At 47.4% G+C, this 20,088-nt stretch carries 15 protein-coding genes; 3 read left to right on the top strand and 12 right to left on the bottom strand.

Features of this window, described 5'->3' with window-relative positions; genetic code table 11:
- Nucleotides 1–621 precede the first annotated feature (621 nt).
- On the bottom strand, nt 622–2,433 hold the full coding sequence (locus MHB84_RS14355) for an RNA polymerase sigma factor (protein WP_076287361.1): 1,812 nt from the start codon (nt 2,431–2,433) through the stop codon (nt 622–624).
- Between the two features lie 36 nt (nt 2,434–2,469).
- Nucleotides 2,470–3,402, bottom strand: a complete 933-nt coding sequence (locus MHB84_RS14350; protein WP_076287360.1) for a hypothetical protein — start codon at nt 3,400–3,402, stop codon at nt 2,470–2,472.
- 191 nt (nt 3,403–3,593) lie between these two features.
- On the opposite strand from MHB84_RS14350, the gene MHB84_RS14345 reads away from it, so the two are divergent.
- Nucleotides 3,594–3,767, top strand: a complete 174-nt coding sequence (locus tag MHB84_RS14345; RefSeq protein WP_076287359.1) for a CsbD family protein — start codon at nt 3,594–3,596, stop codon at nt 3,765–3,767.
- 160 nt (nt 3,768–3,927) lie between these two features.
- On the opposite strand, the gene MHB84_RS14340 is transcribed toward MHB84_RS14345, so the two are convergent.
- A complete protein-coding gene (locus MHB84_RS14340) occupies nt 3,928–4,935 on the bottom strand; it encodes an NAD-dependent epimerase/dehydratase family protein (protein WP_076287358.1) in 1,008 nt (335 codons plus the stop codon).
- 148 nt (nt 4,936–5,083) lie between these two features.
- On the opposite strand from MHB84_RS14340, the gene MHB84_RS14335 reads away from it, so the two are divergent.
- Complete coding sequence (locus MHB84_RS14335; protein ID WP_076287357.1) at nt 5,084–5,602, top strand: cupin domain-containing protein; 519 nt, start codon at nt 5,084–5,086, stop codon at nt 5,600–5,602.
- 56 nt (nt 5,603–5,658) lie between these two features.
- Here the strand turns inward: MHB84_RS14335 and MHB84_RS14330 are convergent, their stop codons facing one another.
- The 8 genes from MHB84_RS14330 to MHB84_RS14295 all read right to left on the bottom strand — a co-directional run bounded on the left by MHB84_RS14330 (nt 5,659) and on the right by MHB84_RS14295 (nt 17,573).
- Entirely contained in the window at nt 5,659–6,732 is a 1,074-nt protein-coding gene (locus tag MHB84_RS14330) for a DUF1835 domain-containing protein (protein WP_076287356.1), read from the bottom strand.
- An 87-nt stretch (nt 6,733–6,819) separates the two neighbouring features.
- Entirely contained in the window at nt 6,820–7,479 is a 660-nt protein-coding gene (locus MHB84_RS14325; protein WP_064641671.1) for a TVP38/TMEM64 family protein, read from the bottom strand.
- Between the two features lie 284 nt (nt 7,480–7,763).
- The gene (locus tag MHB84_RS31405; RefSeq protein ID WP_445322108.1) at nt 7,764–9,347 is read right to left on the bottom strand and encodes an HNH endonuclease; all 1,584 of its coding nucleotides are present in this window, start codon (nt 9,345–9,347) and stop codon (nt 7,764–7,766) included.
- A 430-nt stretch (nt 9,348–9,777) separates the two neighbouring features.
- Complete coding sequence (locus tag MHB84_RS14315) at nt 9,778–10,953, bottom strand: acyltransferase (protein ID WP_064641670.1); 1,176 nt, start codon at nt 10,951–10,953, stop codon at nt 9,778–9,780.
- 250 nt (nt 10,954–11,203) lie between these two features.
- On the bottom strand, nt 11,204–12,550 hold the full coding sequence (locus tag MHB84_RS14310; protein WP_076287355.1) for a cryptochrome/photolyase family protein: 1,347 nt from the start codon (nt 12,548–12,550) through the stop codon (nt 11,204–11,206).
- Between the two features lie 26 nt (nt 12,551–12,576).
- Nucleotides 12,577–13,737, bottom strand: coding sequence for a response regulator (locus tag MHB84_RS14305; RefSeq protein WP_076287354.1), 1,161 nt, complete (start codon nt 13,735–13,737; stop codon nt 12,577–12,579).
- Between the two features lie 99 nt (nt 13,738–13,836).
- Nucleotides 13,837–16,935: a hybrid sensor histidine kinase/response regulator gene (locus tag MHB84_RS14300; RefSeq protein WP_076287353.1), complete on the bottom strand. Its 3,099-nt coding sequence runs from the start codon at nt 16,933–16,935 to the stop codon at nt 13,837–13,839.
- A gap of 215 nt (nt 16,936–17,150) precedes the next feature.
- On the bottom strand, nt 17,151–17,573 hold the full coding sequence (locus tag MHB84_RS14295; RefSeq protein WP_076287352.1) for an SRPBCC family protein: 423 nt from the start codon (nt 17,571–17,573) through the stop codon (nt 17,151–17,153).
- Between the two features lie 261 nt (nt 17,574–17,834).
- Here MHB84_RS14295 and MHB84_RS14290 point away from each other — a divergent pair, with 261 nt between their 5' ends.
- Nucleotides 17,835–18,704 (top strand): methyltransferase domain-containing protein, encoded by an 870-nt coding sequence (locus tag MHB84_RS14290; protein ID WP_083678727.1) that lies wholly within the window; start codon nt 17,835–17,837, stop codon nt 18,702–18,704.
- A gap of 160 nt (nt 18,705–18,864) precedes the next feature.
- On the opposite strand, the gene MHB84_RS14285 is transcribed toward MHB84_RS14290, so the two are convergent.
- Nucleotides 18,865–19,899, bottom strand: coding sequence for an NADH:flavin oxidoreductase/NADH oxidase (locus MHB84_RS14285; RefSeq protein WP_076287351.1), 1,035 nt, complete (start codon nt 19,897–19,899; stop codon nt 18,865–18,867).
- Between the last annotated feature and the right edge of the window lie 189 nt (nt 19,900–20,088).

Here is a 20,088-nt window from a genome sequence, read left to right as displayed (position 1 = left end):
CTGTCAAGCAGAGCCGAACCACAAATACATCCAATACAACTAAATGTACCAAATTTCACACAATAGAATGAGCATAGCCCAAGGGCCGTTCCCACATCGTGTATTGTATCTTGGGTCTATTGCGGACAACATGTGTTGACGCAAAACGACAAGCAGGCCGAAACCGAACTCTATACCCCTATATTACACCTCTTACACATGAACATGAAAAAGAAATTTTTTACACTTGTGAAGATATTGTGAACATTGTAACAAAATCGATTTTTTTGTCAAGCATTGCGGTCGGTTTAAAATCGATTATTCTCCTGTCCCAGATCCGTAATCCTACCACATGTGGTATGAAGACAAGACCCCATATGACCATATGTGCGATATGTACACAAGGAAGGATTTTTTCAACTGAATTTTACAGGAATTGTTTTCCAAAACCATGAATTTCATGCAACGAAATTGGTCACTGTCGTTATTATGCAGCTATGGGTGCAGCCTTATTCCTGAAATGACATCATTTCTTGTTCAAGTATGAACCTATCCGGGCATGAAAGCAAAAAAGTCAGAAAGAAGGCCTGACGGATCGTCCGGCCTTCTGATATTTCTTTCACTGTTTGCCTGATCTGATCGTTACATGTAGGTCACACCATAACCATTTGGGGAATGCTGATCCATTTCTTCAAGCAACGCTTGTATTACAATGACAGCAGCCCGCTCCAATTCCTCCACCTCCAGAAGTATCGAGATAGCCTGATCGGCATGAAGCTTCTCATTAGGCAGTCCTCCATCTGGAAAAGGAAAACACTGCTTGAGCATATTTAACCTTTGGGACATGTTTCGATATAACTCTTCCGCCTGAAGACAGAGTGGAATCAAGCTGGAATGGAGGGGAGTCGAAGCCCACTTTACAGAAAGTTCTTTGAAAAACTCACTTGCATAACGTCTTGCATCCCACAAAACCGCAAGGTTATAGGCATGACCGTTCGGTTCTACCCGTCTATATTCTAGGGCTTCTCTCCAGACCGAATAGGCAGCCAGACCACTGACCGTGTTCGGCAAGGTATACGGGTCCTCCCCACGATAATGAGCCAAAACATCTGTCAGTGCTGCGCGCAGGTTCATTTCTCGTATCATGCCATCTGATTCCGCTGTCATTACAAATACTTCCTGATTCACACCCCGCCCTACATGATCATAGGGAATTGTTCCTGATTTAATGAAATCTGTACCGTATAAGGTTCGAACTGCATCATCATAGCCATAGATCAATCCGAATTCGGGAATATTCAGGTCCCATACGACGGCCGGAATTCCCCGATGAATGGAGTAACGAATCAGGGAGAGGGCGCGGACTAGTCTTGGATTTAGCACCCTTTTCCCTTTCGCTTTCTCCTCTAGCATCGAGGGATCGACCAGATTGGCATTGAGCCCCGCTTCGCTCGCCAAAGCCTCAACCGCATGGGAACGATAACCCATATGCCGCAATCCTCGGGTAAGCACCTCTTTGAAGTTATAGGCGGTGGGGCCAGCGATATGTATGTCCTGAGGCAGGATGGTCAGACGAAAAGAAAGTCCAATCATCCCCATAACCATGGGGAGAGATGGAGATGAACCGATATAACCTAACATCTCGTGAATGGATGCTGCTGCCGAGTTCCAGGTTTGGGGAGCTCGAAATGAAAGGGGTTCCTCCAAAATCAATCGATTTTGTCCGATTGAATGCCACTCTGCCAGCATTTCTTCTACAGATAAATGAATATGAAGCTGCGACACTTTTTTACGTGAACGGGACAGAATTTGATACACATTAGCACTTGTTAGATTGAATTTGCAGGCAATTTCTTGCGGCGACAGCTGCTCCATCCAATACGATGTAAAGACCTGTTGCTCTCTCTCATTCAGACAACCTAGCAGCTTGTGGAGATTGTTCCTCATTTCCTGCTGAGCAACAGCTTGATACGGATCATAGCCTGTCTCCCAGGATCTCCGATCGGTGTCATTCAAAAAATGATTCAGCGTCATGTCGAGCGAGTCTTGATCGCTCCATGAGGCATCATCGGCTCCAAATCCAAATGCAAAGAACGAAGAAAAATGTTGTTCCCGTTGCTGCTCTCGGCGCTGCATATGTGAATACGCCTGATTACGCACAATGCGCTGCATCCAGGCCATAAAACGGTCAGCATTCTGAAGCTGTCTCATATGAATGAACGCACGAATAAGCCCATCCTGTAAAATGTCTTCTGCGAGATAAGAATCATGCGTAAGTGCTCGCACATAACGGAACAATTGTCCGCGGTAACGGTGAATCAACTCACCACAGGCCTCTGTATCCCCAGTTTGGGCTCGTTGGATAAGCGCGATGTCCGACTCCTTTTGCCGATTCTCGAATGTTTCATCTTGCCCTGAGCTGATATGGAAATGATTAACAGTTAATTCATCCATGTGATTTTCCTTTCTCATAGCCTCGCTTCACTTCCATTACTCCATCTTCAAAATAGCAGCTTCGATCATGGCTTCTGTCTCCGCAAGCGCCTCCATGATTGTCGCAGCAGCCTCCCAGTTCCGGGAGACAAGACGGGATTGGCATTCCCCGAATTGGCGGGATTGTGCGTATTTCAAAGCAGAAAGATCAGGATGGATTGTTTTAAAAAACAAGCCAAAATCATGGGCACGACGCGCGCCTACTGGCAGAGCAAAATACACATAATGAGCCCACTCATTACCATCGATTGATCCAGCACGAACCTGTTCCGCCTTATGCAGAATTGCTGAAGCTCCTGTCCGTCCTTCCTGAGCAGCAATATCATTGAGCTGTTCTGTAAGGCTTGATTTGAACCAAGTAAAAGCGCGGCGGTTAATCTCCTCCAGATCAGGCTGTTCCATGCGTTCAGGACTCCACCATCGTCGATACACACCGCTACTCCACGGGAATTCAGACTTCCATGCTTCCTCAAGTGTATCCAATGTGAGGAAGACATTCGGGAATCCAGCCGGGTCATGCAGGCATATTTCATCGCCCTCCATGCTCAACGCCACTACATAATGATCGCAACCACCCAGGTTGGGAAAGTTGGGATTGTAGACGAGTTTGCCCATATCCAGCGGACCCATCATCACAGGACCCTGCTTCAAGGCCTCTCTTAGCTCATCTACAGGCATCTCTGTACCCCGTGATTGCACACTTTCACGCACACTAAACCCCAGAATGCTCATCGCTTTGCTGATGGCCAGATCAGGACTAGAGGTACAATTATCAAAAAAGAGAAGGTCTTCCTGCGTTCGAAAGGCCCCTAGTGAAAAGCCACCGACGGTTTCAAGCAGACCAGGGTCTACCTTTTCTCCAATGGACGACAGCAGCATTGAAGCTGAATTGGCGTAGCAATATGCACCGTTTCCAATATAATTGCTCATATCATAACATCCTCTCATTTCTTTAATGAAGCACGCGATCATGCAATGCCTATACTTATACTGACTCTTCGTACAGATCATTTCTGACAGAATATTCAGAACAAATTTTTGCCCGCATGAACTAGCGAACGTTTAGAATGCAGACATCCCGGTTAATAAGGACTACACCAGAAACGAAGGAGATGTTCGATATGAGTAATTCAACTAGCGATAAAATCAAAGCAGGCGTAAACAAGGCCAAAGGCGAAGTGAAGGATCAGGTCGGTAATGCAACTAACAACAGATCCCTTCAGGCTGAGGGTAAAAAAGACAAAGCCAAAGGTGCTGTGCAGGACAAAATTGCTGATGTAAAAAAACATCACTAGATCCATTCGTTAAACGTGAACACGCACGACGATTCGTGCAGTAAATATAGAATCTTTGCCCGACCGTCCATATCGGTTGAAAGCCGGGATTCGACGGGGGCGCAAAAAAGCCAAGGAAGGTGTTATTCACTACACCCTTCCCTGGCTTTTTTTGTCCTATTTAGATAGCCGGAACTGCATATCTTGCCATATCGATAATAAAACTGCGTGCTTCTCTTGTCGTGTGGTATTCACGGCTGAATTGTCTTACCCATTCGGGATGTTCCTGATACCATCGAAAGGTCTGCTCCAGTCCCTGCTCCAGCGTCGTCTGGGGGAACCATCCGGTCTCTGATCGTAACTTTCCAGAGTGAACGACCAGACTCGAACCCCTGGACTGGGTGGGCTCCTGCTCTCGAATCTCCGCCGTTCCATTAGAAGTATGCAATTGTTGCAATTGAGCTCCGATCTCTTGCATGGTCGTTCCTTGCCCCGTCGAAATGTTATAGATCTGCTGATCTTGTCCATTCAGCATAATCTGTTCAATCGCTCGCAGCGCATCATCCACATACAGAAAATCACGTACAGCTGATCCCTGAATATCCAGAGGAAGGCCGTCCATCATTCGGCCAAAATTACGCGGGATAATCCGATCCGGCAACTGCCAAGGACCATAGAGATTGGTTAAACGAAATATTTTTACAGGAAGCTGGTAACATTGAGCGTAGGATCTTGCGAGCATCTCACAGGCTACTTTGGAAGCGGAATAAGGGGATACCGGAGCATATTCATCGGATTCGTGATACACTCTGCCCATCTCCCCTCCGTATACCTCAACGGATGAAGCCAGTACCACGGGAATATGGTGATCGGAAGCGTATTGCAGAATGGCCTGTGTACTGAGGGTGTTGTTACGAAACACTTCTCCGGGGTGATGATACGAATAATCTACGTGCGGCATCGCTGCCAGATGAATAATATAGTCTGTTTCGTGCGGCAAGCTGAATCTGTCCTTCGCGAGATCACAACAGATAAAAGCCATCTCATGAAGTGGAGAGCTGTGAACAAGCCTCTGACAATAATCATCCTGGTCCACCGGGGTGATTCGATGTCCTTTTTGCGCCAAATACTGAGAAAGGTTAAATCCTACAAATCCAGAAGCCCCTGTAATGACAATATTCAAGCACATTCCCCCTTGGATTAATACAACAAGTTCACTGAAGAGAGTCTATGTTCTGATTATAACCTTATAGTGATACATTTTGTATCATTTTACAATTGTTTTTTGTTCTTCTCCAGAAATAAACGGGTAATGCCATAGAGAGGTGATATTTACGATGAAAGAGGACATGAACAATGTACAGACAATGTTGTTCCAGGACGATGGTGTGATCCCCAATCATCCAAGTCTGCCTGTACTTCTGTATAAGGGGATTTGGGCAACAGATTCCTCTCGTGCAGAGTCGTTGCTGAACCAAAACGGATGGGGAAACAGCTGGATTAACGGCGTGTTTGATTATCATCATTATCACAGCAATGCTCACGAAGCACTTGCAGTGGTGAGTGGTTGGGTTGAGCTCATCCTTGGTGGAGAACATGGAAAGGTTGTGCGCCTTCAGGCAGGAGATGTCGTCGTATTACCTGCGGGAACCGGACATAAGCGGCGGAGTGCGAGCCTGGATTTCCGCATTGCAGGGGCCTATCCAGGTGGCATGAGTTATAATACCCGAACGGGTGAACCGGGAGAGCGTCCCAAAGTTCTGCGTGAAATTCAGGAGGTTCCCACCCCGGATACCGATCCGGTCTATGGGCAAGAGGGGCCACTATTGGAGTTATGGAAACAGAATAAGACATGAAAGAATAATGGACTGCTCCGGGATAAAAAAACTACCGGGAACAGTCCATATTTCGGTCACTGAGGGAGCCTCACACTGTATAATCGCATGGCATGCGGCTTCCCTTCCATCTCAAGCTGTCCTTGTAAGATCAACTGTCGAACACGGTATTCAATGAATGCGTCTCCGACAGCTTGTTCGAGATGGCCCAGCACCTCACCTACGACGCGGGCTGATTTTATAAACTCGCCAGGCTGTCTGGTTAACGTAACCTCCCTAGCCTTCTGCATAATGTACTCATCAATCGCGTCTTCGGGCACGCTCTGAATCTGCCCATCCTTCATTAATCGCAGAAGTCCAGGCTGTACAGCCAGATTCCCCCACTCTTGCTCCATGTGTTTTCGTTCCTCCACAGACAACGGTTCAGCATTCACACGGTGTTGCCACATCGCTAACAACTTCTCGGAAAAAATTTCACCTGTTCTAGGAACATCATACTGAACTTCAGAAGGTTTGAATAATTCCCGATATAATGCACCGGTATCGATCAAATAAATAGGCCCCAGCCTTTTACGAAGCAAATGCATGGCATATAAAAGCCCCGTTCTCTCATGAGCATTATTCGCATACCAGATGATGATTCGCGTATCTTCATCAATTGAACTCAACATGTTGTTTAATTGAATCAGCTCATCCATGCCTTGGACGGCATATCTTCCATGCTCATTCCAATAGAATTTCTCAAGTAGCCAGAGGTGCCTGCGGTGTAAATCCGCCTTGTTCGTCAAATCGCCCAATGGACCGATCGCATAGTAGTCATTCATAGAGAAAAACCGCCGCTCCGAGCGCCCTGGAACTTTGCCCATCGCAACCTTAATGCTGCCTAGCGGCGATTCTCCAATTGCTATATGAATTTCACGTGGTTTTTGTGCCTTTAGTGCCTGTTGCTCCGCTTTCTCCCGGTTCCGATTCTCGTCCAATGTATTAAATATCGACTGAATTTTTGTTGCAAAATGAACAGAATGTTCTTCCGCTGACTGATCACTGACTGCCATATCTGCGCTGAGATAGAGCGTACGCAATAACGAACGCAGCTCTTCCTCATCCATACGGTACAGCTCCTGATCAAAATCAAAGACATTGTCAATCATGTTTATCCCCCTCTAAACAGTCTGAACAGATGGTCATCTCCACACTTAACCATTCAAAATCGAGTACGTATTTGTATCATCGTAAGTTTACGAAGAAATAGACTTTCCAGAGGAGTGACTCCGTTCATTCATTTCCTCACGATTGGATGACGAACGGGTGAAGTGCCGCTCCAACTTCCGACTTGCCCACAGGGATACTGCGATAAACAGCAACACGCCGCCCCAGCGCACAGGGTGTTCCATAAACTGAGCTACATTGGAACCGATATACGTCACACAGAAAATCATAATGGCTTTGCCAAAACTCACCGCGAGCAGGAAGGACATTAATCTCATCCGTGCGATACCTGCCGCAACATTGATAATCACGAACGGACCCACTGGAAATATACTCAACAAAAACACATAGCTGAACGCATTCCGCCGAATCCATACCATACTGCGCTGCACACGGGGTTTGTTGGCCCAACGTTCCACAAAAGCCGATTTCCCAATTTCTCGTACAATCAGGAACGTAACGGTACATCCCAGGACCATCCCGATCCATGAATATAAAAACCCTGCCCATAGCCCATACACTGCTCCGTTAACCCCAACAATGAGCAGTGTAGGCAGCGGGGGCACGAATGATTTCATAAAGGTAAGCAAAATTGCAGGTAAAGGGCCCAGGGAGCGGAACTTCTCCAGCCAAAAACGAATATTCTCTTCCGTAATATAGGACATGATGTCCAAAGATGCCGGGTTCATCTGCTTCCCTCCAATCTATTCAGTTCAAATTTTCTAAAGATGTGGTGCCCATTATAAAATACATCTGGTAAACCGATGTGAAGTTTCACGACTCACTTCTCCCCAGTATAACGTACATATGAGCGCTGTACCGTTGTCAATTTGAAGAAATTTCACCAGCGACGCTGAAAAACAAAAAAGCACACCCGGACCTGTACAGTCTTGGTGTGCTCTATATATCGGATACCCACTTGAAACCATTGGTCAACAAGCTTGGGGCAGTATTTGTATTTCGCATAAACCGTTTATTCTAGCTGAGCTTCCTGCATTGCCAATTCATTCAGCTCTTCCTGATGCGCAGCATTCCACTCGGGAATACCGGAACGCATGAATTCCTCGGCATCCATCGCTGCTTTGGACTGATTGCACAGATTGCAGGCGCAGACACAGTTAAGTGGGGTCGTATGCCCACCTTTGGCTCGCGGCAGCAGATGGTCAATCGTATCTCCATACGATCCACAGAAGTAACAGGTATAGTTATCACGGGTCAAAATAAACCGTTTGAAATCCTTGTTGCTAAACAATCGGCGGATCGTGTACCGATTAACTACAACAGCGGCTTTTTCCTTGACCAGCGTGACCGCCAGCTCCATATCCACTTCCTGATGCCAGCGCCGCCCTTTGTCCGTCTTGCCACGCATGCGCACCATGCCCTGCCGGTTCGTCCGAAGCGATGCCGGATCTTCCGGATCAATCGCTACAGGCACCGCCGGTGCATGACGGCGGGTACGACTTTCCGTTCCAGCCCCATGACTGCGGCTGGAATGTACTGGCGCCCGCTGCCCGGATGATCCGGCGCGGGCTGTGTCTTCGCCGCCCGCCTTGGGCGCACGCTCCTTGCGTGCCGAGCGCGGCTTCGACCCGGGCGAGCCTGGCTGGCGCCCGGGTGCAGGAGGCGCAGCCTCCATGTCCGTGCCCGGTGCTTGGCCGGGCACGGGCTTTGCAGCAGCGGCAGGCTGTGCGGCCGCTGCGGGGGGGCCGGCGACCGAGGCATCGCCACGGTCGCTCAGGTTCGGCGCACTGGCCTCAGCTATGCTGCGGGCCTGTCCTGCGCCGGACGGCAGCGCGGCAGCACGTTTGCGGCGCCGCTTGCGTTTGCGCTTGGCTGCGGTCGGCTGATCCGCAGCCCCTGGCTCTGCTGCCGGGCCTTGCGGCTTAGCTGGCAGCAGAGCCTTGGCCGCCGCAATCTCCTGCTCGGCGGCCTGATCCGTGCCAGCGGCTAGACGCGCGCGGGCACGCTTCGCAGATGGATCAGCATTCGCTGTATGCACCTGCGAATCCCTGTCTTGCAGATCAGCCCCCGTCTGAGGCTGATCTACAGTCTCGTTCTCCTTGTCAGTTCGGGAGAGCGATTCCGTTTGCTCTATACCAGACTGAAGCTCTGGACGCTTTGCTTTTCTCCTCCTTCTCCTCTTCTTGCGGTTGCCCGAAGACGAAGAGACAGTTGAAGAAGCAACGAATTCAGCCGTTTCACCTTCCATCGAAGAAGATGACCCCACCGGCGGCTGTGACTCGCCGTGTCCTTCTGAAGCAGCAGCAACAGAAGGCGTACCAATTGCTGGATCGACGCTCCGTTCTGCTGTATGACTTGCAGGTGCAGAAGGTCGGGCAGTCCCAGCACCTTTATGACTCTTTACCGACTCATCCTCAGGCCGGAGTGAGTTGTTATTGTTATCCGCTTGTCCACCGAGCTGACGACAGTAGCGACAAGCGCCACGTCTGGCTCCAGGGCCAGCCCGCTTTCCGGTTCTTCGTCGGAATTCGGACAAAGGACGCTTTTGCCCGCAGTACATACATGTCTTGGTCAGTTGCGCTTCATGTTCCGTCATTTCCTGCCGGAAAGGGGCCGAGCCCATCTCCATGTTGTCACCTCGGTTCCGTATGAATCCGGTTTCTTTCTATTGTATCACATCTGCTCGCCAACACACTCATAGCCAGATGTCCCATAGTCTTTTGTCTTGTACTCCTGGGTCTGCCCCACGCATTCGTGAAGGATGTGTTCCACGTATTCCAATATATCTTGCATCGGTTTCCCGCATTGTTCACATGTTGTCATTGTTCTCACCTTAATCCTGTTCTTAAAGTTATCTGCTTATCAAATGATAAAATGTGTTCCGCCTTCTCATTACCCTTCGCGTGCAAAAAAGAAACATCCGTTCCCCATATATGAATTAAATCCGCAATCAAAAAACCGTTTCCTGCTCAACCCTAATGGTCGACCAAGAAACGGTTTATTATTCCTGTATTGGCATAAATATTTTAACGAACGTCGAGTTGTCCCGAGTTTTGTTGCGGTACCAGACGAGGCTTTGGTTTTGGCAAATTGCCGAAAATCACCCATGCAAATGGAACGAATCTTGCAGTGAGTCCAACCACAATCCAAGATGCGATCAACGCCACACCAAATCCTCCCGCGTACCAGAGGTGAATCAGCCAGGAAACCCCGGTTTGTGGTGGATAATTCCGATAGACCAAGAGGAAGAATGGATGTATCAGATAAATACCAAAGGACAATGCCCCAAGCCGATTGAGTGGCTTAACGATCAGCGATGGTCCTTTACGATAAAGCAGGTACGCAATCTGAATGAGCACCAGCGCACAGGCGAACGTATGCAGATTCCAGAAAAACTCGTACCACAGCGTGTTATACGTCGCAATCTTCAGGCGCAACAGATAATAAATATATACATGGCCGAGTCCGGCAAAAATCCATACCGCCCACAGCACAATCCATGAAACTACACGAGCCTTGGTTGCATTTTCCCGACTAATGACAAACCATTGTTTAATCTTCGGAAAATATACTCCGATAAAAGCACCCAGCATGAAGTAGGAAAAGTACGAAAATGCCCAACTTCCCTTGTTCGGCACCTGGAAGCCATATTTATTACTTACGATAAATGCCCACTGAATGAGCAACCCAATCGGTACCGACCATTTGACGACTGAGGGATATTTCTTAAGCAGCCACAATACCAACGGGAATAACAGATAAAATTGCATGTTGATAAATACAAAGTACAGATGCGTATACGCCTTGCCCGTGAACAGTTTCGTTATGAAACTTACTGCTGATTCACCGAACGGACGGCCCTGATAGTGGGTGAAGTGCAGGATTACAAAATACATTAATGAAAATAGGAAATAGGGCAGTAAAATGTAAACAAATCTTTTTTTGTAAAAGTTGCTGACCAGCTTCTTATCGAGCGGACGAGAATAATAATTATAGAACAGTACAAAACTGCTCATGAAAATAAACGTTGGTGTACCATATTTCATAAAAATATTAATAAAATTGTACAGCCAGTAATACCCTGAACCTGTCATGTCCACCGTCGCGTATGAAGTGGAATGCACACACAGCACACCGATGATAGCCATTGCCCGTACGAGATTCAGCTCTGGGATTCGCTCTCTTTTGATGGTTTCACTCATAATTAGCGTTTCTCCTTAATATGTTTCGTTGATATGTCTAAGATGACTTAATACGATAAGCACACTATCTATTAAAAAGCATAAAGCTTAATATGGGTAGTCCAAATTCTTAAAAGTTCCTAAATTTTCAACATGTTTCACAGTTTTTTCATGTCTATATATGTAAAAAAGACCGCTATGACGCGGCCTTTAAGCATGTTTCGTATCTGTCCAAAATATTGTTGGTTCACTGGGATGAAAATGGTAAACTTCAATGCTGACGACTGGCCAGAATTTGTTTATAGACCTCAATAGCCGATTGTCTTGAGACTTTCAGATCCACAATTGCACCCTGCCGAGGCTGATGAATCTCTTTGCTATGCAAATCCTTCAAGTCAGGCAGCCATTTGCGGATGTAATCCCCTTGGGGATCATACTTCTCTGACTGTGTCACCGGATTGTTCACCCGAAAGTATGGAGCTGCATTCTCGCCAAGTGATGCACACCACAGCCAGTTGCCCCGGTTTTGAATATTGTCATAGTCACGAAGCTTGCGTCTGAAATACGCTTCACCCAGCGTGAACGGGCATCGCAGATTTTTGGTAAGGAACATCGCGGTCAGAATACGAAGCCGATTCGGCATATGTCCAGTCTCATTCAGTTCCGTCATGGCTGCATCGATAATCGGAATGCCCGTTTCGGCCTTACACCACTGTTCGAAGTGGACCTCACTGAGCGCCGACAGATCATAAACTTTTTCATATGTAAAATAATGACTCTCATATACGGCCCGATACAGATAGAAGTCGCGGAAGCACAATTGTCTGATCCATTCATCCGAATGCTCCGTGCGTTTTGCAGCATCGTACATCTTGCGGATGGAAACAGCCCCCACAGCTACATAAGAACTGAGCCGACTCGATTCATAAGCTTCATATTCATCCCGATGGTCTCCGTAATCGGCAATTCTGTCAGATAAAAATCCATCCAACAATTGATGAGGTTCCTCCAAATCCGATACATCATATGACAACAATTGAGGTGGCACCTGGAAGGTCTCCGGCCATTCTATCTGCTGATCACTGACCTGCACATCCGCAACCGTAGTGGTTGAAGCTGGATTAGGATGCTCATTCATGAATTCCACCCAGCGTCGGTGGAAGGCAGCAAATACTTTGTAAGGCTCGGACTTACCCGTATAATCAGCGAACCCCTTCAGGTCCATCAGCAAATGATCCGTCAGCTGCGTAAACGTGACTTCTCGTGCCTCCGTTACCTTACGTATTCCACGATCACGCTCGATTGCATATGGCGTCATATCCCGATGAACTACAACTTCATCTATACGACTTTGCATCCGATCGAGGATATGTTCAATCACCTCAGCTGGTTTGCCATAAAGAACGTGCAGCTTGCGGCCTGACTCGCGGTACCGCTTACCAAGCTCAGCAGCATGCTGTAGAAAGTTCACTCCACTATGTTCCTCTTCGCGACCTTGCCGCAGCAGAAATGGATCATAGATGAGCACATGCAGACTCTCTGCCTCCTGGTTCCGCAAATAATCAAATGCGACTAGATCATCTGTACGCAAATCTTTGCGATGTATGAATAACTTCATGCTTCATCCTCCTGCTGAACTTCTGCCTACTTTGCCGTTAAATCTTCATACAGCCTGATTGTCTCCTGCTCCGGTTGATGTCCCAGTTCTTCAAGCAGGGTCAGCGTAAATGAATGATATATTCTGAGTATGGCTTGTTGATCACCCATGGATGCACATACTCTCATCATTAATCGGCAGATCTCTTCGGCATACGGCTCCCGTTCCTGTAGTTCGTTCAACTGCTCCATCGCTTCCTTGCTCCGTCCATGCTTCGTGTCCCATTCGGCGATATCCATAACCAGTCCTACATATTTACTTTTCAGTTCTCTAGCTTTGGCTTGAGCCCAGCGATAATCATGCTCCTCCAGATAATCACCGCGGTAGAGCGGGACGATATCCCGCAGTTGATCGACATTGTCTGACGTAACGGTATCATAGGCCATACCTTGCTCAAATTGCTCTACATCACTCACCAGATTACCCGATAACAAACGATAGCGGTTCATGTTGTACTCCAGTTTGCCCGTCATGTTCCATTCCTTCAGCAGTTTGCGTATCTGATAAACGGAAGTATGCAGATGCGTAAGCCCTTTCTCTTGCGAAACATCCGCCCACAGCTTATCGAGCAGAATCTCTTTGCTTACCCAATCCCCTCTATGGTGAAACATAAAAGCAAACAGTTCTTGCGATTTGGCTGTACGCCACTTATGCTTCTGTGCTTCCTGATCCAGACTTCTGTAGATATCCAGATGTTTAAAAGTAAGCAATCCAGGCACACGGGTATCCAACTCCACAGCCTCAGATTCCTGAACCTCAGCAGTTGCAGCAACCTGAGGGGATGAGGCTATCATCCCTGCGGCAATGCGATCGATCGTTTTGCCAAGCCTCACTGAACTTACCGGCTTCAGCACATAATCCAACGCCTGAAGTTCGAAGGCTTCAACCGCATGATCCGCGTAAGCCGTTATAAATATAATGCGAATACTGCTGTCCAATTGCTGTATATATTCAGCCGCTTCCAGTCCATTCATTTCCGGCATGCCAATGTCCAGAAACACTACGTCCACACGCTCTTTTGCCAGAAAATCCAGACCGGCACGGGCTGTTGAAAAACACTGCACGGGTGTAATCCGCCCATCCGATCGTAACAGGCGCTCCAGATGAAGCTGCGCCGGTTTCTCATCATCGATTACAATGGCTTTCATCGCTATTCCAGCCTCCTGCCGTGAATTATTCAATGGGAATACCGGTTATCTTGGCACCCGCTTAATAGTCTGTTAACCAAATCCGCCCAGCTCGGCCCATTATTTGGAACCATTTCTCTTCTCCACAGGTATGCGAAACCGTATTAGCGTTCCTTTCCCCGAATGACTCTGAATCTCCAGCCCTTGACCATATATAGACAACAGGCGTCGATTAATATTCTGTAGCCCTACACCTCCAGGACCTTCAGTTCGCCCTGAACTTACTTGAGCCAAACGCTCAGGAGGTATGCCTACTCCATCATCCTGTACCACAATGACGATGTGCTCATCTTCCCTGGTAATACCAAGGTTAACCGTACCGCCTGCAGCACGCTCCATCACCCCGTGACGAATCGCATTCTCCACAAGTGGTTGAATACTGAGTGGTGGCAGGTAAAGACGCACATCTGGGTCGATATCATAATGGACCACCAAACGTTCCTCGAACCTAGCTTGTTCCAGATGTACGTAGGACTCCACTAACTCCAGTTCCTTCGCTAGCGGAACCAGTTGGTCGCGGTTCTGGAAATCGAAACTTCCCCGCAAGTAATGACTCAGTTCAATAAGCAAATCGGTCGCTTTATCCGGATTGACGGCGCATGTTGCAATAATGACGTTGAGCGCGTTATATAAAAAGTGCGGTTTGATCTGAGCTTGCAAAAAGGCCATTTCCGTACGAATAGCTTCCTGTACCGAGGTACGCATCTCAATTAACGTCCGCACTCTTGCACGCAGTTCACCTGCATCCACAGGTTTGCTCAGAAAATCATTTGCTCCTGCCTGGAACCCCATTTTGATATCTTCAGGCAGCCCGCGAGCTGTCAGCATAAGAATAGGCAGCTCGGACAAGGAGCTGTTCTCACGCAGCTTGCGACACAGCTCAAGCCCGGACATTTGTGGCATCATCCAGTCTGTAATGACAAGATCAATGGAGGGGTGTTCTTCACGAAGCTTAAGTGCTGCTACCCCGCTATCCGCTGCAATGACACGGTAACGTTCCGTTGATAGAAGATTGAACAATACCTGTCGATTCACAGGATCATCGTCCACAATCAGAATGGTATGCTCTGCTTCCAGACTATCATCCGTCTCATCCCAATCCACTGCTGCTGCCGTATCCTGCGCTCTTCTTTCTTGGGTAGATACATATTGAGCCGCAACAGGCTTCGAATTCACTTGCAGCAAAGGAAACTGCACAACAGGCAGGGTAAAATGAAAGGTCGAACCTTCACCTGGCTCCGATTCTACCCAGATGATCCCTCCCCCAAGCTCGACAAGTTTGCGAGTGATACTCAGTCCAAGACCAGTTCCTCCGTTAACCCTCTCACTTGTTCCGTTGCCCTGTTCGTAAGACTGAAATATGTCTTCCAGTTTATCTGGGGTAATACCAACACCTGTATCGGCGATAGATACCGTCACCATAGCTCCATCCACACGGGCATAGATCCGAATCTCACCTTGCTTCGTGTACTTATACGCATTGCCCAGCAGGTTGTACAGAATCTGCCTTAGGCGATCCTCGTCCGCTTCAACCAACGGCAACGCTGGAGGCCATTGTTGAATCAGCACAATCGGTTTATCTTCAAAGGTAAAACCAGAGACTTCAACCACCGTTCGGGCAACTGATTCAAGGTCCACAGCATTCCGTTTTAATTCAATTTCACCATTTTTGAGCTTGGAAAAATCCAAAATATCGTTTACCAGCAGTGAAAGCCGCTTTCCAGTTGAGGTGATCATGGACAGATTTTTAGCCTGCTTGGGTGTAACCGCTCCTGCCGCCCCTTCCAGCATCGATTGAGCAATATTAATAATGCCATGTAGGGGAGTTCTCAGTTCATGTGACGTATTGGCCATAAACTCATCCTTGAGAATATCAATGGCAAGCAAACGTTCAGACAACGCTTCAACTTCACGGAATGATTGTGCGAATCGGGTCGCTGTTAGAATCATCTGTGCAAAGACGAATAACAGAAGCTCGTACAGCGCAAGAAATGTCGTATCCACGGTGGTGAAAGCACCAACGGTGTGCAGCACAACCACCATAAATATACTCATCATGCTCATTAGGACAAAATGACCGTCGTTCGGTTGCTTTTTCAGCCAATGGAGCATAGCTCGCAGCGTGTAACCAATCACCACCAGTGAAATCAGCAGCATAGGCAGCTCCAACAATGAGAATAGAACAGGAGACAATGTAAGGCCTACCACGCATTGGACTATTACCAGAACCACACCCAAGCGAACAAACCATTGATGTACCGCTCCAGGAACAAGTGCATCCATGTAACGTAGCAAGTAATAATACGCAAGAGCCGCGCTGAGTAATTGCAGCCGCAGAATATCATTATTCGGTAAGAATGGTAACAGGGTTCCCAGCAACTTCTCTCCATGAGTTAATGCGTACATTGCACCGGACAGGCTGAATAACCCTAGATACCGAAGCTCTTTCTCACTGCGCCGCAGCCGGAATAACATCAGGAAGAAGGCCGCTGGCAAAATAAATCCGAATAGTGTCATCAGATCCTTAAGCCAATCCTGCTGTTGGCTCTTCAGGATACTGTGCTCGTCTCCAAACAAAATGGATGCGATAATGCCTCCAGACGAGTAGCTGTAATTGGATACCTGAATGATAATATCTGCAACGTCGCCTTCTATGGAAGTAAATCCTGTAAAAGGCAAATTGAGCTGAACATCGGTATTTCTCGTTGTACCTGGTAGCCCTTTTCCGCCAATCTCTTTGCCATCTATAAATAAACGATGGGCCATACGGATATTTTGAGTGCGGATTCCGTAATCGTTCTTCTCTGCTCTAGGGGGAATTCGAACACGTAAATGATAGGTCCCATACCCGTGCGCCTCTCCAAGAGTCCCATTCCACCGGGAGGGGACATGGATAGGTAGAGGTTTGGAAAGCGGCTTGCGTCCGGATACGTCCGCCTCAAAATCAACGGGCTTCAACAACTGACCCGGATAGAAATCCCAAGTACCATTCAGGGACGCAGCCCCATGCCTGTCGAAGTTCCAGCTGGTCAGGTCCATAACCCCCTCCCTTGCATGAGGGTTGCCGCGCTCAATAATTAACGTTTGAATAATGGATCCCAGAGGAAAGGCAACAATACATATAAAGCTAATGGTGAGCATAATCCAGTGTTTTCTCATCTATGTAATCCTTCCGCCTCCATGGCGAGAGACGTCTAATTTTGTCGTTTTATACCTATAACTCCATGTTACACGTTTCTGTTGCTGACGGAAATAGTTCTTACATGATATTTTAACGCCAAAAAAGCCACAGGCTCAGCTACCGGAATGAAGACCGGAGTAAGACCCGTGACTTTTTGAATTTGTTGACTATCTTTTTTACTTCTCTCGTTTCCTTACGCTTGTCCAACGACCTGGGCCAGTTTCTGCACGATTCCAGCCCAGCCCTGCTCCATCCGTTCACGAACCATGGCATGAGCCTGTCCAAATTCAGTCAGTTTGTCCGCGTCCCAGCCACTGTGAATCAATGCAAAGTCAGTGTCTTGTCCTTGCTCCGTTAGTTCAAACGTAAGCGTCCAGTCCTTACCCCATTGGAATGACAGCTTATGTAGCGGCTGAACTTCCGTGACTTTGCACGGTGATTTACCAAAGGGTCCTGCTTCCAATATAAATTCATGCCCTTCCACCGGCTCCAGATTGCTTGGCATAAACCATGATTCCAAGCCCTTCGACGTCGATACAATCGCCCACACTTTCTCCACAGGTGCGTGAAGTAACAGTTGTTCCCGAATATCTGGCAATGCACTTGAAGATTCCATGATATCTCTCCTTCTAAATGGATATAACTCATTGTTCAAGATTAGATGATATGTGTCAAATATATTCTGCTAACAACAGGTACTCTGTTGACCGGCATTGAAAACAAATCTATAATTGGAACATATTACATAAAAGGTGCGTGATTTCTTATGATAGTCTGCTCTGAAAAATTCAATTCCAACCGTTGCCGGAAGGGATAAACATTTCGTAGCTAGTCCCTTCCACATTCTATTCTAATTATGTTGTGGAGGAAACGTTACATGTCTTTTAGTTATTATGGTCCGTTATGTACCGAGGTTTATAATGCCACCAAACCCGTTGGCCAATCCCTCGGAGGCGATATTGAATTTTACCGTGATTATCTGATGAACTGCAATGGACGCTTCCTGGAAGCAATGTCTGGTTCAGGTCGAATGCTGATTCCATTACTTGAGGCTGGTTTGAACGTAGACGGTCTTGATTATTCAACGGATATGCTCGATTCATGCCGGGCTCTTTGTACCGAGCGAGGATTGCCCCTGCCTGAATTGTTCGCTGCTGATCTGGAGACACTTGATCTTCCTTATCGGTATGAAGTCATTATCATCGCCGCAGGCTCCCTGCTGCTTATTCAAGATAGACAGGCTTCCATAAAGGCCCTGCGTAATCTGTATCAACATCTGGAACCTGGAGGCCGACTTGTGCTGGACCTCTTTCTACCCGATGTAACGAATACGACTTCACACTACTCAGGTACCTCGACTGTTCAATTACCGGATGGCGATACGATTACAATGGAGAGCAAAGACATCGAAGTCAATATGCTTCAGCAGTACAAAGTAAGTTTAATTCGCTATGAAAAGTGGCGCCATGGCACCCTCATAGCCACAGAACTGCAACAGCTTGCATTACGTTGGTACGGTGTGGAGGAGCTGCGCATGATTCTGGAACAGATCGGTTTCGTCGACGTTGTTGTATATGCAGACTTCGATCCCGACCAGGAACCTTCGCGTTCTGATCAGAAATTTGTGTTTGAAGCGACACGAGGACTACCCTCGGAAGTGGATTCACTTTCAGGTCAAAGCGCTAACGAATCGACCACACCGGGTAAGATCCAAGATCGAGGAAGTAACGTGCATACGATTCGTTAATACGTAAACCTGTAAAATTTGCAGCTAATAACAGTTGCTCGGTTCATTAAATTGTAATGATGCTAAAAAGGGATGTCCTCCGTCATGTTCATGACTTATGGGACATCCCTTTTTAATTGAATTTATATAAATGTTCTAATTAAAAATGTTCTAATTAAGATCAGTACCCGCGGGAATATGGCTGTGCGATAGCCGCTTTATCTTTGCTAACACCCAGTTCCAGAGCTGCATGAGTCGCCCAGTAAGGATCACGCAGCATACCTCTGCCAACCGCGACCAGATCTGCATCACCGTTGCCGATAACCGCTTGAGCCAGAGCTGAATCTTCAAGCATGCCTACCGCAATGACAGGAACGTTCAGTTCTTCACGGAAACGACGAGCAAACGGCACTTGGTAACCAGGGTAGTTACCCGGTTTACGTTGTCCGGAAGGTCCTTCACCGCCAGAGCTAATGTGGAACATATCCACGCCTGCTGCCTGATAGGCACGGGAAATCTCAATGGTATGATCAATGTCATACCCGCCATCAGCGTATTCCACTGCCGAAATCCGCATAATCAGCGGCATATCTTCCGGCATTTCTTTTTTCACTGCGCGAATAATCTCGACACCAAAACGGGAAAGATCCTGTCCATACTCATCCTCGCGATGGTTCATCAGTGGAGAATGGAATTGATGAATGAGATAACCGTGTGCACCATGCAGCTCAATCGCATCGACCCCCGCAGCTACTGCACGGCGTACACCGTCCGCAAATTTCTGTACCATGGCTTGTGTTTCCTCTGTAGTTAAAGCGTGTGGTGTATTAAAGCTCTCTCCAGGGAAGGTAACCACTGATGGAGCTACAGGTCGAGCCGCATCCTCTGCTTTACGTCCAGCATGCGCGATCTGAATCGCCACCTTGGAGCCATAAGCGTGAATGCCATCCACCAGCTTGGTAAAGGCAGGAATGTGTTCATCTGACCAGATGCCCAGATCATTGTCAGTAATACGTCCGTCCGGATCAACATCCGTCATCTCGATCACGATCAACCCTGTACCCCCAACCGCACGGCTTACATAGTGTACCTGATGCCAATCGTTCGGAATGCCGTCTTTAGCAGTAACGGAATATTGGCACATCGGTGCCATAACGACACGGTTATTTAGTTGAAGTCCCTTGAATTGATAAGGGGAAAATAATTTCTCTGTCATTTCAATTCCATCTCCTATTCAATATGTTGATATATGTTGAGGCAATTCCTTGTTTTCCAGATCGGAAAACAGCTGCCCATGCTTGCCGCAGTTGTCCTGCTTCAAATCCTCAATAACTATTATGAACCTAACCTATAGAAATACAAGTACGTACTTTTTTGTAAGATAGTACCCTTTTTTATACCTAGT

The organism is Paenibacillus sp. FSL F4-0087 (assembly GCF_038020215.1).
Classification (GTDB): domain Bacteria; phylum Bacillota; class Bacilli; order Paenibacillales; family Paenibacillaceae; genus Paenibacillus; species Paenibacillus taichungensis.
Note: the sequence above shows the minus strand (reverse complement) of the source record. Positions and strands in the feature narration are given on the sequence as shown.